Origin of the sequence: Mycobacterium sp. IS-2888 (assembly GCF_001954215.1) — a bacterium.
In the GTDB taxonomy this organism is placed as follows: domain Bacteria; phylum Actinomycetota; class Actinomycetes; order Mycobacteriales; family Mycobacteriaceae; genus Mycobacterium.
This window is the reverse complement of record NZ_MBET01000052.1, coordinates 122,227-136,953: the sequence shown is the minus strand read 5'-3', so window position 1 is coordinate 136,953 and position 14,727 is coordinate 122,227. Positions and strand designations below refer to the sequence as shown.

Genomic DNA, 14,727 nt, shown 5'->3' with positions numbered 1-14,727 from the left:
CTCCCTCTCTCAGTTGTCAACTACCTGTTCCGCGGCGGCAGCGACGGCTTCGGCGGTGAAGCCATATTCACGGAACAAAGTCTTGTAGTCGGCGGATTCCCCGTAGTGCTCGATCGAGACGATCTTGCCGGTATCGCCGACCAGCTTGTGCCAGGACTGCGCGACGCCCGCCTCGACGGCCACCCGGGCCGACACCGACGGCGGCAGCACGCTGTCGCGGTATTCCTCGGGCTGCGACTCGAACCACTCCACGCACGGCATCGAGACCACTCGCGCCACAATGTCGCGGTCCGCCAACAGTTTCTGGGCCTCGACCGCGAGCTGCACCTCCGAGCCGGTGCCGATCAGGACGACGTCGGGCTCGTCACCGCCGTCGTCACCGAGGATGTAGCCGCCCCGTCCGACGCCCTCGAAGTTGGTGCCCTCCAGCACGGGCACGCCCTGCCGCGTCAGGATCAGGCCGACCGGGCCGCTGCCGTTGCCGCGGGCCAGGATCGTGCGCCACGCGTACGCGGTCTCGTTGGCGTCGGCGGGTCGCACCACCGACAGATGGGGGATCGCACGGAGCGCCGACAGGTGTTCGATCGGTTGGTGGGTGGGGCCGTCCTCGCCGAGCCCGATCGAGTCGTGCGTCCACACGTAGATGGTGTCGATGTTCATCAGCGACGCGAGCCGCACCGCCGGGCGCATGTAGTCGGAGAACTGCAGGAAGGTGCCGCCGTAGGCCCGGGTCGGCCCGTGCAGCACGATGCCGGACAGGATGGCGCCCATCGCGTGTTCGCGAACGCCGAAGTGCAGCGTGCGACCGTACCAGTCGGCGGTGTAGTCCTTCGTCGAAATAGACGGGGGCCCAAACGATTTAACGTTGTCCATGGTGGTGTTGTTACTGCCCGCCAGGTCGGCCGAGCCGCCCCACAGCTCCGGCAGTTTCGGGCCGACCGCGTTCAGCACCTTGCCGGACGCCGCACGGGTGGCCAGCGGCTTGTCCTCCGGTGTCCAAGTCGGGATGTCCGCGTCCCAGCCGTCGGGCAACTTCTCCGCCGTCAGCCGGTCCAGCAGCGCCTTGCGCTCGGGTTCGCGCTGTGCCCACGCCTCGAACTCGGGTTGCCATTTCTCGTGCGCCTCTTTGCCCCGGTCGACCAGCTTGCGGGTGTGGGCGATGACGTCGTCGCGGACCTCGAACTTCTTGTCGGGATCGAAGCCGAGGATCTTCTTGACGGCCGCGACCTCGTCGTCGCCCAGCGCCGCCCCGTGCGCCTTGCCGGTGTTCATCAGGTTGGGCGCGGGGTAGCCGATGATGGTGCGCAGCGAGATGAACGACGGCCGGTCCGTGACGGACCGCGCGTTGGCGATGGCCTCCTCGATCGCGACGACGTTTTCGCCGCCCTCCACCTCCTGTACGTGCCAGCCGTACGCGCGGTAGCGGGCGGCGGTGTCCTCGCACAGCGCGATGTTGGTGTCGTCCTCGATGGAGATCTGGTTGTGGTCGTAGAACACGATCAGGTTGCCCAGCTGCTGCACGGCCGCCAGCGACGACGCCTCCGAGGTCACGCCCTCCTCGATGTCGCCGTCGGAGGCGATCACGTAGATGTGGTGGTCGAACGGGCTTTCCCCGGGCGCGGCGTCCGGGTCGAACAAGCCACGCTCGTAGCGCGACGCCATCGCCATCCCGACCGCCGACGCCAGGCCTTGGCCGAGCGGGCCGGTGGTGATCTCGACGCCCTTGGTGTGCCGGAACTCCGGATGCCCCGGAGTCTTGGATCCCCAGGTGCGCAGCGACTCGATGTCGGACAGCTCCAGGCCGAAGCCGCCAAGGTAGAGCTGCAGGTACAGCGTCAGGCTGCTGTGCCCGGCCGACAGCACGAACCGGTCGCGGCCCAACCAGTGCGGATCGCTGGGATCGTGCCGCATCGTGCGCTGAAACAGCGTGTACGCGAGCGGGGCCAGGCTCATCGCCGTCCCGGGGTGCCCGTTGCCGACCTTTTGGACGGCGTCGGCGGCCAGCACCCGGATGGTGTCGACCGCCGCCGAGTCGATGTCGGCCCAGTCGTCGGGAAGGTGCTGTTGGGTCAGCGTGGAGATCTCTTCGAGTGTGGTCACAGACTCAATCCTTGGGTCATCAAGCTGATCAATCTCACCCTAGTGCGGGAGCCCCGGCGTTTGCAGTGCAGGATTTGGGGTAAGCGGGCCGGCCGGTGTGAAATTACGCGCAGGCCGATCACGCTTTGCATTCAGTCCCGCAAACGGGAAAATCTCGGAGTGAACAGACCCTGCGGGCGGGACGCCGCAGGCACGCGGTCTACCATCGTGCGTAGTAGATGCTGCGCGCCGCTGCGACCCCGAGGAGTTATTGCGTGAGCGTTCGCGGGCGCGTCGCGCCGAGCCGAATACGCCCCACCGTGCTGGCGTACCTGGCGCTGACCAAGCCGCGGGTCATCGAGCTGCTCTTGGTCACCGCGATCCCGGCGATGCTGCTTGCCGAACGCGGCCACGTGAACCCGCTGCTGATCCTCGACACGTTGATCGGCGGAATGCTGGCCGCCGGGGGCGCCAACACGCTCAACTGCGTGGCCGACGCCGACATCGACAAGATGATGCAGCGGACCGCCCGCCGGCCGCTGGCGCGCGCCGCGGTGCCGACGCGCAACGCGCTGGTGCTCGGGCTGGTGCTCAGCATCGGATCGTTCTTCTGGCTGTGGTGGACGACGAACCTGCTCTCGGGGCTGCTGGCCATCGCCACCATCGCGTTCTATGTGTTCGTCTACACGCTGCTGCTCAAGCGCCGCACGTCGCAGAACGTCGTGTGGGGCGGCGCGGCCGGGTGCATGCCGGTGATGATCGGATGGTCGGCCGTCACCGGCACCATCGGCTGGCCGGCGCTGGTGATGTTCGCGATCATCTTCTTCTGGACGCCGCCGCACACCTGGGCGCTGGCGATGCGGTACAAGGACGACTACCGAGCGGCGGGCGTCCCGATGCTGCCGGCCGTGGCGACCGAGCGTCAGGTCACCAAGCAGATCCTGATCTACACCTGGTTGACGGTGGCCGCGACGCTGGCGCTGGCGCTGGCCACCGGCTGGCTCTACGCGGCGGTCGCGCTGCTGGCCGGGGTGTGGTTCCTGGCGATGGCCCACCAGCTTTACGCCGGAGTCCGCGCCGGCGAGCCGATCAAGCCGCTGCGGCTGTTCCTGCAGTCGAACAACTACCTCGCCGTGGTGTTCTGCGCGCTGGCGCTCGACTCGGTGATCGCGCTGCCGACGCTGCTCTAACGGGTTACGGCAGCAGCACCACCGAGCCGGTCGTCTTGCGGCCCTGCAGGTCTTCGTGCGCGCGGGCCGCTTCGGCCAGGGGGTAGCGCCCGCCCACCTCGATCCGGATGGCCCCGCCGGCGACCGCGTCGAACAATTCCTCCGCGCGCCAGCTGAATTCCTGGGCGGTGCGCATGAAATGCACCAGCGAGGGCCGGGTCAGAAACACCGACCCGGCGGCATTGAGGCGCTGCGGATCGAACGGCGGAACGGGCCCGCTGGCGCCGCCGAACAGCGCCAGCGTCCCTCTGACGGCCAGGCTGGCCAGGCTGGCGTCGAAGGTGCTGGCGCCGACGCCGTCGTACACGGCCGCCACGCCGGCGCCGTCGGTGAGCGCGCGAATCCGCTCGCCGAACTGCGCGGGGTCGTCGGGGTAGGAGAGCACCTCGTCGGCTCCGGCGTCCTTCGAGATCCGCGCCTTTTCCGGTGTCGAGACCGTGGTGATCACCCGGGCGCCGAGCAGATGCGCCCATTGGGTGAGGATCAGCCCGACGCCGCCGGCGCCGGCGTGCACCAGCACCGCGTCGCCGCTTTGCACTGGATACACCGACTTGAGCAGGTAGTGCGCCGTCAGGCCCTTCAGCAGCACCGACGCCGCCACATCGGAGCCCACACCGTCGGGCACCTTTGCCGTCAAAAACGCTGGGGCGGTGGCGAATTCGGCGTAGGCACCGGAGGCCGCCGCGGACGCCACCCGGTCCCCGACGTCGAGCCCGTCGACCCCGTCGCCCGTGGCGACGACCGTGCCGCAGGTCTCCTGGCCGAGGATGAAGGGCAGCTCACGCGGGTAATGGCCCGAGCGGAAGTAGGTGTCGATGAAGTTGACGCCGATCGCCTCGGCCTTGATCAATACCTGGCCGGGGCCGGGCGTGGGCTGCGCCGTCTCCACGTAGCGCAGGACTTCGGGACCACCGGTTTCGCTGATTTCGATTGCGTGCATGCGGATATCATGCCCGGGCATGAAGCTGGCCCGGCCGGACGTGTTCCATCCGCGGATCGTGCTCGCGGGCGGCCCGCGCCACGCCGACGACGCCGGGCTGGTGCGGGTGCTGCGGGCGCGCGGCCTGCACGCTCGTTGGCTGCCCTGGGACGACCCGGAGACGCTGCGCGCTGACGTGGTGATTCTGCGTACCGCCCCCGACGCACTCCGGCGCGACGAATTCCTCGCCTGGACCCGCCGCGTGCGCTACCTGCTCAACCCGCCCGACGCCGTCGCCTGGAACCTCGGCGAGCGATACCTGCGTGACCTGGAGAGCGACGGGGTGCCCACGATGTCGGGCGGGACGGCACGGTCGGCGTTGATCTTTCTCGGCGGGAAGCAGTCGCACGCCTGGCCGGGCGAGCCGGAGTTCGAGGTCTGGGATGTGGGTCACGCGGCCCTCGCGTCGGCCGCCGAGCGCGCCGGGATCGGCGTCGGCGAGCTGCTCTACGCGCGCGTCGACGTGGCTGGAGACCGGCTGGTGGGGCTGGACGTCATCGCGCCCTCGCTCGGTTGGACGCATCTTGATGTCGGCACCCGCGACCGGGCCCAGCGCCGGTTCGCGCTGGCCGTGGAGTCAGCGTGCGAGCGGCTCGGGCTCGGCCCGCTGTCGCATCGACGGCCATAGCCCCTGCCTAGGCCAGTGCCGCAGCGAGCTGATCGCCGAACAGTTTCAGCGATCGGGCGCTCAGCATCTCCTCGTGCTCGCAGTCGACGGGGTGCTCGGTGATTCGGCCGGCGACGTAGGGGCGCCAGCTTTGCCGGAGCGCCGAGCGGCCGCCCGTCGGTCGTGCCGAGAAGATGGTCATGTCGCCGTCGAATATGGCCGGCGAATGTTGTGCGCGCAGAAGCAAATTGGTGTTCGCGTTCTTGGCCATGGTCTCGACGAGTTGCCTCGATGGGAGTGCGAATTCCAGCGACTCGCGCTGCTGGATGCATGCCTCCACCTGCCCATGGGTGAGCGGTTGGGACTGCTCGGGAATATCGACGCCCGCGGCTATCAAAAGGGACTGCAGGACATCGCTTTCGGTCACCGAAGGTACGTCGTGAACATCTGACATGAGGAGTGAGTCGAGGGCGAGCAGGCGTGGGACGGCGCATCCTCGCCGGCGCAGCTCCACGGCGATCTCATGCGCGACGATGCCGCCGAAAGACCAGCCGAGTAGGTGATATGGGCCGTTCGGGTGAAGCGCCTGGATGGTATCGGCGTAGTTCTTGGCCAGGTCGCGCAGTGATCCGGGGCCGGATTGCCCGTCGTGCGGGGGCTGTTGAATGCCGATGATCGGGCAGTCCAGGTAGGCCAGCAGGCTTCGGTAGACCCAGCTGATTCCCGCGCCGGGGTGCAGACAGAAGAGCGGAATGCCGTCGCCCTCGGCGAGCACCTCCACCGGGACGACCTCGATCGAACTGTCCGGTGCGTGCAGCCGCTGGCTCAAGGCGGCGATGGTGGGCGCGTCAAATAGCGTGCGCACCGTGACCTGTGCTTCCAGGGCAGGGTTGAGGGCGGCGACGGCCCGCATGGCCAGCAGGGAGTTGCCACCCAGCTCGAAGAAGGAGTCGTCGATGCCGACGCGTTCGACGCCCAGCACGCGGGCGTAGATGTCCGCGAGGATCCGTTCGACGTCGGTGCTGGGGGCGCGATAGTTGTCGATGTCGCCGTAGTGCGGGGCGGGCAAGGCCCGGGTGTCGAGTTTGCCGTTGACGTTGCGCGGCAGCTGGGGCAGGACCACGAACGCGGCGGGCAGCATGTAGTGGGGCAGGCGGTCAGCCAACGCGGTGCGTGCGGCGGCGGGGTCGAGGGCGCCGGCGTAGTAGGCCACGAGGCGTTTGTCGCCGGGGCGGTCTTCGCGGGCGATGACCGCGGCGTGGTCGACGCCGTCGAGTTCGGTTAGGGCGGTGGCGATTTCGGCGGGTTCGACGCGGTGTCCGCGGATTTTGAGTTGTTCGTCGGCGCGTCCGAGGCAGTGGAGTTGGCCGTCGGCGTCCCAGCGCGCCAGGTCTCCGGTGCGATACATCCGTGTCGCGGTGGTGCCGAAGGGGCAGGCGACAAAGCGGGCCGCGGTCAGGCCCGGGCGCCGCCAGTAGCCGGTGCCGACCTGGGGGCCGGCGACATACAGTTCCCCGATCACCCCGGCCGGCACCGGGCGCAGCCATGGATCGAGGACGAACAAGGCCGCGCCGGCCACGGGTGTTCCGATGGGGGCGGGCCGCGTGTCGGGGGTCAGCGGCGCGCTGGTGGAGACCCAGACCGTGGTTTCGGTGGGGCCGTAGGCGTTGATCATGGTTCGTCCGGGCGCCCAGCGCTGGACGAGTTCGTCGGTGCAGGCCTCGCCGAGCAGTATCAGCGTGGTCGAGTCCAAGCCTTCCGGCGACAAGACCGCCGCCGCGGACGGGGTTTGGGTGAGCATGCTGACCTGATGGTCGACCAGCAGGGCGTGAAAGTCGTTGGGGGAGCGGGTGATTTGCTCCGGGACGACGAGCAGTGTGGCGCCGTGCAGTAGCGCGCCGAAGATTTCGTAGACCGAGAAGTCAAAGCCGTAGGAATGGCAGTGAGTGACGGTGTGGCCGGCGGTGCGGGTGAACGGGTCGAGTGTGGTGAGGAGTTGGGTGATGTTGTGGTGGGTGATGGCAACGCCTTTAGGCGTCCCGGTGGTGCCCGAGGTGTAGAGGAAGTAGGCGATGTCCGCGGGTGCGGGGGCGGGCAGCGGGGTGGCCGGCTGCCCGGCGTGCGTCGGGTCGTTGATGTCGATGACCGGCACGGGGTACTGGTCGAGTAGGCCGGCCAGCTCGTCGGTGGCGAGGGCGGCGACCGGTGCGGTGTCCTCGAGCATGAAGGTGATCCGCGCTGACGGGTGGGCGGGGTCGATCGGCAGATAGGCCGCTCCGGTCTTGAGCACAGCCAGCATCGCGATCACGGCTTGCGCGGAACGCTCAAACGCGAGCGCGACCACATCGCCGGGGCCCACCCCGCGACCAACCAGCGCATGGGCGAGTTTGTTGGTGGCGGTGTCGAGTTCGCGATACGTCCAGGAGTTGTCGCCGCAGACCAGCGCGACCGCTTCGGGTACGCGGGCGGCCTGGGCGCTGAACAATTCCGGAACCGACACCGCCGACACCGGCCGCGTCAGTGCGGCGCGGTTGCCCCACGCGTCCAACCGGGTGTGGTCGGTCCCGTCGAACAGGTCCACCGACGACAGCGGCCGCTCGGGCTGGGTCGTCATCACCCGCAGCAGCCGGTGCAAGCGCCGCGTCAGTGCCTCGACGCCGTCCGCGTCGAAGACATCGGTGGCGTACTCGAAGCGAAATCCCAGCTGGGTTCCCGGTTCGACGATCAATGTCAGCGCGTAGTGGGTGAATTCGCGGCTCGTGACGTCGGTGACCGTCAGTTGGTGCGCGACTCGGTCTTGCGCGCTGACTGGGTAGTTTTCGTAGATGAAAAGGCTGTCGAACAGTGCTTCGTGACCGGTCAGCCGGTGGATGTCGGTGAGCGCGAGGTGCTGGTGTTCGAGGGTGTCGTTGTGTACATGGCGGAGTTGGTTGATCAGTTGTGACGTGTTGGTGTCCGCGGTGATGTTGGCGCGCACGGGAATGGTGTTGATCAACAGGCCCACCATCGATTGCGCGCCGGCCAGATCGGCGGGCCGTCCCGAGACCGTGGTGCCGAACGCGACGTCGGTGGCACCGGTCAATCCGGCTAGCAGTTGCGCCCAGGCGGCCTGCAGCACGATGTTGACGGTGGTGTGGTGGGAACGGGCCAATCGCGTCAGCGCTTCGGTGGTTTCGGTGGGCAGTTGGCACGATTTCACCGCGCGTTCGGCGAGCCGTCGTGTGGGGCCGAGCAAGGTGGGCGTTTGGAAGCCGGAAAACAGGGTGCGCCAAGCTGTTTGGGCGTCGCTGTGATCTTGGCCGGCCAGCCATGTGACAAAGTTGCGGTAGGGGGTGGGCGCGGGCAGCGGCCGGTGGTCGTAGCTGGCGAAGATCTCGCTGAGCAGGATCGCCAGTGACCAGCCGTCGCACACGATGTGGTGGTTGGTGAGCACCAGGGTGTGTTCGTCGGATGCGGTGCGGATCAGGGCGGCCCGGAATGGACTGCAGTGGCTGATATCTCCGATGGCGGCTCGTTCGGCGGCGCGCACGGGCTCGATGTCGGGCTTCGGGCTCTCGGTGAGATCGACATAGCGCCACGGCACCGCGGGATCATCGACGATGACCTGCACCGGCTGGTCGAGATGCTGGTAGGCGAATCGGGCGGCCAGGTTGGGGTGGCGGGTTACGACGGTTTGCACGGCGTCGTGAAGGCGGTGGCCTTCGAGTTGGCCCTTGAGGCCGATCTCAACTTGCACCAGGTAGGCCTGCGTGGCGTCCTGCTGGTCGACGCTGTGAAAAAGCAATCCCTGCTGTAATGGCGTCAGCGGCAGGAGATCTCGGACCCGGTGGGTCTGCTCCAGGCGCTCGATTTGGTGTTGGGTCAACCGGAGGGGAACCAGATCGGACGGCGTGTACCCGCCTCCGCCCTTGGTGACGTGAGCGCAGATGCCGGTCAGCGCCTCAAACCACAGCCGGCCCAGCCGGGTGATCTGGGTGTCGTCGAATTCCGAGGATGCCCAGGTCCAGCTGGCCTGCAGTTGGGGGCCGGTGTCGGTGTCGACGGTGACCGCGTTGAGTTCTACCGTGTGCGCCAGGGGCGAACCCGCGCGCGCGGCATCGGTGGACAGCAGGTCCGAATCGGTGATGTGCCAGAGGGCTTCATCGGTCTGCGCCGCTGACGAAACACCAAGGCGCCCTAGGTAGTTGAAACCGATTGTGGGGTCGGCACCGATCAGCTCGGCGTCGGCGTTGAGGTACCGCAGCAGGCCGAAGGTCAGGCCGTCCGGTGTCGCGCGAAGCTGCTCTTTGAGGTGCTTGACCGCCGCTCCCACCGCCGTCGCCCCGGCGAGCACCTGGGGCCACGGCACCCGGTCGACGGTCAAGCCCACCGGATATTTGGTCGTGAACCAGCCCACCGTGCGGGACAGGTCAATTCCGGGGGCCACGCCCTCGTCGCGGCCGTGGCCCTCGACGTCGATGCTGATCGGATCGTCCCCGCGGTCCAGGAACTGTGCCCAGGCAAACGCGAAAGCGATCAGCAGGATCTCGTGCACTCCGGTGTGGAAGGCCGCGGGCGCCGCACCGAGCAGCAGGCGCGTGGTCGCTGCGTCCAGCCATGCCGAGTGATGCCGGCTGGTGACGGTGTCGGGCGCGGGCAGCGCGGGTGGGATCGCCGCGATCCGGCGCCATGCCGCCAGCTGATCGGTCACGGCCGGGCGGGAGGCGTACTCGGCCAGCACTTCGGACCAACGGCGAAACGAGGTGCCCCCGCCGGCGAGCATCACTTGCCGGCCGTCGCGGTGCTGGTCCCACCCGGTGTTGATGTCGTCGAGCAGGATGCGCCAGGACACCCCGTCGACGCTGAGATGATGAACGGCCAACACCAACTGGGTGGTGGAAGCCACCCAAACGGCACTGAGCATCACCCCGGCCGCGGGGTCTAACCGAGACCATGCCGCGCGCAGCGCCGCTTCCGACAGCACGGCCACCTGTTGCACACAGTCGCGTGCATCCACGCAGCCCGGCGGGCCCGCCACCAGTGACCACTGCCCCCCGGCGGCCGCGTCGGTGTGCAGCCGCAACCGCAACATCGGGTGGCGATCCAGCAATGCCTGCACCAACAGCACCGCGTCTTCCCCGCCGACGCCGCTGGGGGCCTGCAACAACGCGGTCTGATGGAACCGCCCGGCCAGCGTGTCCACGCTGTGCAGCCACCGAATGATCGGAGTCGGGGTGACGTCGCCGAGACCGTCATCGGCCACCTCCCCGGCGGGGCCGTCGTCACCCTCCCCGATCATGCGCGCGACCCGGGCCAGCCCGGCGACGGTGTGCTCGGTGAAAAGGTCGCGAGGCGAGCAGAGGGCTCCCGCGGCGCGGGCCCGTGCGGCAACCTGGATGGCGAGAATGCTGTCGCCGCCCAGGTCGAAAAACGATTCATCGATGCCGACGCGCTCGATCCCCAGCACCTCGGCGTAGATGGCGGCGAGGATTTCTTCCAGCTCGGTGCCGGGCGCGCGGTAGCCGTCAGCCTGGCCGTAGTGGGGTGCGGGCAGGGCGCTGGTGTCGAGTTTGCCGTTGACGGTGCGTGGCAGTTGGGGCAGGACCACCACCGCGGCGGGCAGCATATGCGGGGGTAACCGGTGCGCGAGTGCGGCGCGTGCGGCGGTGGGGTCCAGGGTGCCAGTGCAGTACGCGACGAGGCGCTTGTCGCCGGGGCGGTCCTCGCGCGCGATCACGACGGCGTGGTCGATTCCGTCGAGTTCGGTTAGGGCGCTGGCGATTTCGGCGGGTTCGACGCGATGCCCGCGGATCTTGACCTGTTGGTCCGCGCGGCCCACGTACTGTAGTTGGCCATCGGCGCCCCAGCGCACCAGATCCCCGGTGCGATACATCCGCGCCCCCGCGCCGCCGAAGGGGCAGGCGACGAACCGGGACGCGGTCAGGGCTGCGCGGTGCCAATACCCGCATCCCACGCCCTCGCCGGCGACGTACAGCTCTCCAGCCACTCCGGGCGGGACCGCCCGCAGCCACGGATCCAGAACGAAAAACGCCGCGCCCGCCGCCGGTACTCCGATCGCCGCCGGCCCAGAACCCGGCGTCAGCGGCGCACTCATCGATGTGTACATGGTGGTTTCGGTGGGGCCGTAGGCGTTGACCATCACCCGCCCCGGCGCCCAGCGATCCACCAACTCGTCCGGACAAGCCTCACCGCCGACCATCAGCGCGGTCGACTCCAGGCCGTGGCTGGGCAATACCGCTGCCGCGGAAGGGGTTTGGGTGAGCACCGTGACCCGTTCCGCTACCAGCAGGGCGTGAAAGTCGTCGGGGCAACGGGTGGCCGATTCCGGCACCACGATCAGTCGCCCGCCGTCCAACAACGCGCCCCAGATCTCGAAGGCCGAGAAGTCGAAGCTATAGGAATGGCACTGCGTCCAGACCCGCTGCGCCGCAGCGGGAAACGGGGTGGGCGAGCTGATCAGCTGGGTGATGCTGTGGTGGGTGATGGCAACGCCTTTGGGGGTCCCGGTGGTGCCCGAGGTGTAGAGCAGGTACGCGATATCGTCAGCCGCGGGTGTCGGCAACGTGGTGCCCGGCCGGCCGGCCAGCGTCTCGTCGTTCACATCGATGACCGGCGGCCCATGGCCGGCGAGCCGGCCCGTCAGCTCGCTCGTGCTCAATATCGCCGCCGGTGTGGCGTCCTCGAGCATGAAGGCGATGCGGGCATCGGGGTGTGCGGGGTCGATAGGCAGGTAGGCCGCCCCCGTCTTCAACACCGCCAGCATCGCGACGATGGCCCGCGCTGAGCGCTCGAACACCAGCGCGACCACGTCGCCGGTGCCCACCCCCCGCTCGACCAGCACATGGGCCAGTTGATTGGCGGCGGCATCGAGCTCGCGGTAGGTCCATGAGGCACCCGCGTCGATGAGTGCCACCGCCTCGGGGGTGCGGGTCACCTGTGTGGCAAACAATTCCGGAACCGAGACCGCGGCCCGCGGCGCGGTCAGCGCGGCGCGGTTGCCCCACGCATCCAGCCGGGAGTGTTCGGTCGCGGTCAGCAGATCCACCGTTGACGGCCGCCGCTGCGGATGAACGGTCAACTCTGCCAACAGTTTCTGTAGTCGGTGGACCAGGGTGCCGATGGTGGCGGCATCGAAGACGTCGGTGCGGTATTCCACGTCGCCGTCGATACCGGCGGGCTCTCCGGTGGGGGTGAAGCGTTCGGTGAGGGAGAACGCGAAGTCCATGCGGGCGCTATGCGTGTGTGCCGGCACGGTGGTGATGTCGAGATCGGCCAGCACGGGCCGGATGGTGTGTTGCGGGGCGAGCATCACCTGGATCAGGGGGTGATGGGTCAGCGATCGGGTGGGGTTGAGCCGTTCGACGAGGACCTCGAAAGGCACGTCGGGATGCTCGAGGGCCTCCAGGGTGCGGTCGCGCACCTGGGCGAGCAGCTCGGTGAAGCTGGGATCGCCGGTCAGGTCGATGCGCAGGACCACGGTGTTGACGAACATGCCAACCAGCTCGTCGACGGCGGGGTGATCGCGCCCGGTCACGGGGACCCCGATCGCCACCTCGTGGCTACCGCTCAGCGCCGACAGCAGCGCGGCGAGGGCGGCCTGAATCACCATGAAACTGCTCGCGTGGTGCGCGTGGGCCAGGCGGGTCACCTGCCGGTGCAACTGCGCTGGCCAGTCCACACTCAGGCTGGCGCCGCGGTGATCGGCCACCGGGGGGTAGGGCCGGTCGGTCGGCAGCTGCAAGCGTTCGGGCATGCCGGCCAGGGTTTGTTCCCAATAGGCCAGCTGCGAGGCGATGGCGCTGCCCGGGTCGGCCAGATCACCCAACTGCTCACGCTGCCACAGGGTGTAGTCGACGTACGGCAGCGCTAACGGGGTCCAGTCGGGGGCTTCTCCGGCGCGCCGGCTGGCATAGGCCACGGCGAGATCGTTGAGCAATGGGGCCCAGGACAAACCGTCCGCGGCGATGTGGTGAACCACGATCACCAGCACGTGGTGGTGCTCGTCAACCTTGAAAAGCTGTGCCCGAAAAGGGATTTCGGCGGCTAGATCAAAACTATGGCCCGCCTGGGTGTCGATGGCCTGCTGCAGCCGCGCGGCCGGCCAGCTAGTCGCGTCGAGGATCTGCCAGTCCAGCCGGGCGTGCTCGGCGGGCAGGATCCGCTGTTGGGGGATTCCGTTGTTCGCCCGAAATAGCGTGCGCAACGGTTCGTGGCGGGCCACCACATCGGCTAGTGCCGCACCCAGGGCGTCGGGATCCAGGGGGCCTTCCAGTCGCAGGGCGCGGGCAATGTTGTAGACCGGGCCGGGTCCCTGGAGCTGGTCGAGCAGCCAGAGCCGGTTTTGGGCGTACGACAACGGGATCACCGCGGGTCGGTCAGCGGCCGCCGACGGGGTGCGTCGCGGTGATCTGGTCCTCACCCGCCCCTTTTGCGGTGAAGGCGTCGAGTGCGCCCGCGTCGGTGGTAGCGCCTCGAGCGTCATGCGGTCACCGCCCGCCGGAATTTGGACCGGATATCGGTCCAGCTCTGCTCGACATGGTGCCGGGATGTGGCACGCGAGGCCGCGCCGAAAGCCGCTCGCCGGCCTGGCGGAACCTGAGTGGGGCTGGGCTGGCGGCTTTGCTGCTCCCCGTCTTGGTATAGGCCGGGCACCGTGCAATTTTCGCCGTCTAAAGGATTGTGGCTCACCGATTTTCCTGACCTTCGGGCTAGATATTGGTAGCTGATGCACCCATCTTGGCCACCGGGTCGGTTGGCGTCTATCCGCCGCTTGGAGACAATCCGTGTCCCCCGATGGGAGGTTCGGAGGGTCCCCCGATGCGTGTCGCCGTGAGATCCGCTATGCGGATCAGGGTATGGCAGCCTCGGGTTCGGCGCGTTCCCGCATCGAGGCCCATAGCGCCGCCGTCGCCGCCGTGCATGCCGCGGCACCCGCCACGTGGACGGCGACCAGGGCGGCGGGCACCCCGGTGAAGTACTGAGTGGTACCGACGGCGGCTTGCGCGCATACCAGTGCGAGCAGCACGCCGAGCCGCAGCACGACGGCCCGGGCGGCGCCGACCGCCAGCAGCCCGAAGCCGAGCCCGGCCAACAGCGCGAGGTAGGCGATCAGCAGCGAGGAATGCGCGTGCACCAGGGTGGTGATCTCGACCTTGAGCCGCGGCACGGTCCGGCTGGGACTGCGGTCACCGGCGTGCGGCCCCGCGGCGGTCACCAGGGTGCCCGTCACCAGCACGGCGGCCAGATTCACCGCGGTCAGCGCCGTGAGCACGCGCAGCGGCCTGGCCACCCGCTCGGAGACCACCCCGTCGTCGGGCTCGCCGACCTTGACGTAGAGCAGCACAGACAGCCAGACCATGGTCATCGAGACGAGGAGATGGATCGCGACCGTCCACCAGAGCAGCCCGGTGCGCACGGTGATGCCGCCGATTACCGCCTGCACCACCGTCGACACCGGCATCAGCCACGCGTAGGTCAGCACCTCGGCACGCCGCCGCGCCCGGGTCACGGCCAGCACGGCCAGCGCCGCGGTGATCACCACCCCGATGCTGAACAGCCGATTGCCGAATTCAATGGCCTGGTGCACCCGCGGCACCTCGGTCACCGTGACCGGGACGAAGCTGCCCGGGAAACACCGCGGCCAGGTCGGACAGCCCAGCCCCGACGCGGTGACACGGACGATCGCGCCCGTGACGGCGATGCCGCCCTGGGTGAGGATCACCGTAGCGGCGATGACCCGCTGGACACGCAGACTGGGGTAGGGGAGCAGGTCCACCAACCGCAACAACGCCCGTCTCAGCACCGCCCGATCGTAAGGCAACAAAAACTACGGC

The 14,727-nt window shown here is 68.5% G+C and carries 6 protein-coding genes; 2 read left to right on the top strand and 4 right to left on the bottom strand.

Annotated elements, in window-relative coordinates:
- Nucleotides 1–9: 9 nt before the first annotated feature.
- Complete coding sequence (gene tkt / locus A5745_RS08760; protein WP_076115761.1) at nt 10–2,100, bottom strand: transketolase; 2,091 nt, start codon at nt 2,098–2,100, stop codon at nt 10–12.
- Nucleotides 2,101–2,354: 254 nt separating this feature from the next.
- Between tkt and A5745_RS08755 the strand changes: the two genes are divergently transcribed.
- Nucleotides 2,355–3,269, top strand: a complete 915-nt coding sequence (locus A5745_RS08755; RefSeq protein ID WP_076115760.1) for a heme o synthase — start codon at nt 2,355–2,357, stop codon at nt 3,267–3,269.
- Nucleotides 3,270–3,273: 4 nt separating this feature from the next.
- On the opposite strand, the gene A5745_RS08750 is transcribed toward A5745_RS08755, so the two are convergent.
- Nucleotides 3,274–4,248, bottom strand: coding sequence for a quinone oxidoreductase (locus tag A5745_RS08750; RefSeq protein WP_076115759.1), 975 nt, complete (start codon nt 4,246–4,248; stop codon nt 3,274–3,276).
- Nucleotides 4,249–4,267: 19 nt separating this feature from the next.
- On the opposite strand from A5745_RS08750, the gene A5745_RS08745 reads away from it, so the two are divergent.
- Entirely contained in the window at nt 4,268–4,915 is a 648-nt protein-coding gene (locus A5745_RS08745) for a hypothetical protein (protein ID WP_076115758.1), read from the top strand.
- Nucleotides 4,916–4,922: 7 nt separating this feature from the next.
- Here A5745_RS08745 and A5745_RS25225 read toward each other — a convergent pair whose 3' ends face one another.
- Entirely contained in the window at nt 4,923–13,313 is an 8,391-nt protein-coding gene (locus A5745_RS25225; protein WP_371336877.1) for an amino acid adenylation domain-containing protein, read from the bottom strand.
- Between the two features lie 429 nt (nt 13,314–13,742).
- A complete protein-coding gene (locus A5745_RS08730) occupies nt 13,743–14,714 on the bottom strand; it encodes a heme A synthase (RefSeq protein WP_371336876.1) in 972 nt (323 codons plus the stop codon).
- Nucleotides 14,715–14,727 lie beyond the last annotated feature (13 nt).

Coding starts and splice junctions, on each gene's coding strand:
- A5745_RS08745 (WP_076115758.1), top strand. CDS start 4,268: ATGAAGCTGGCCCGGCCGGACGTGTTCCATCCGCGGATCGTGCTCGCG.
- A5745_RS08750 (WP_076115759.1), bottom strand. CDS start 4,248: ATGCACGCAATCGAAATCAGCGAAACCGGTGGTCCCGAAGTCCTGCGC.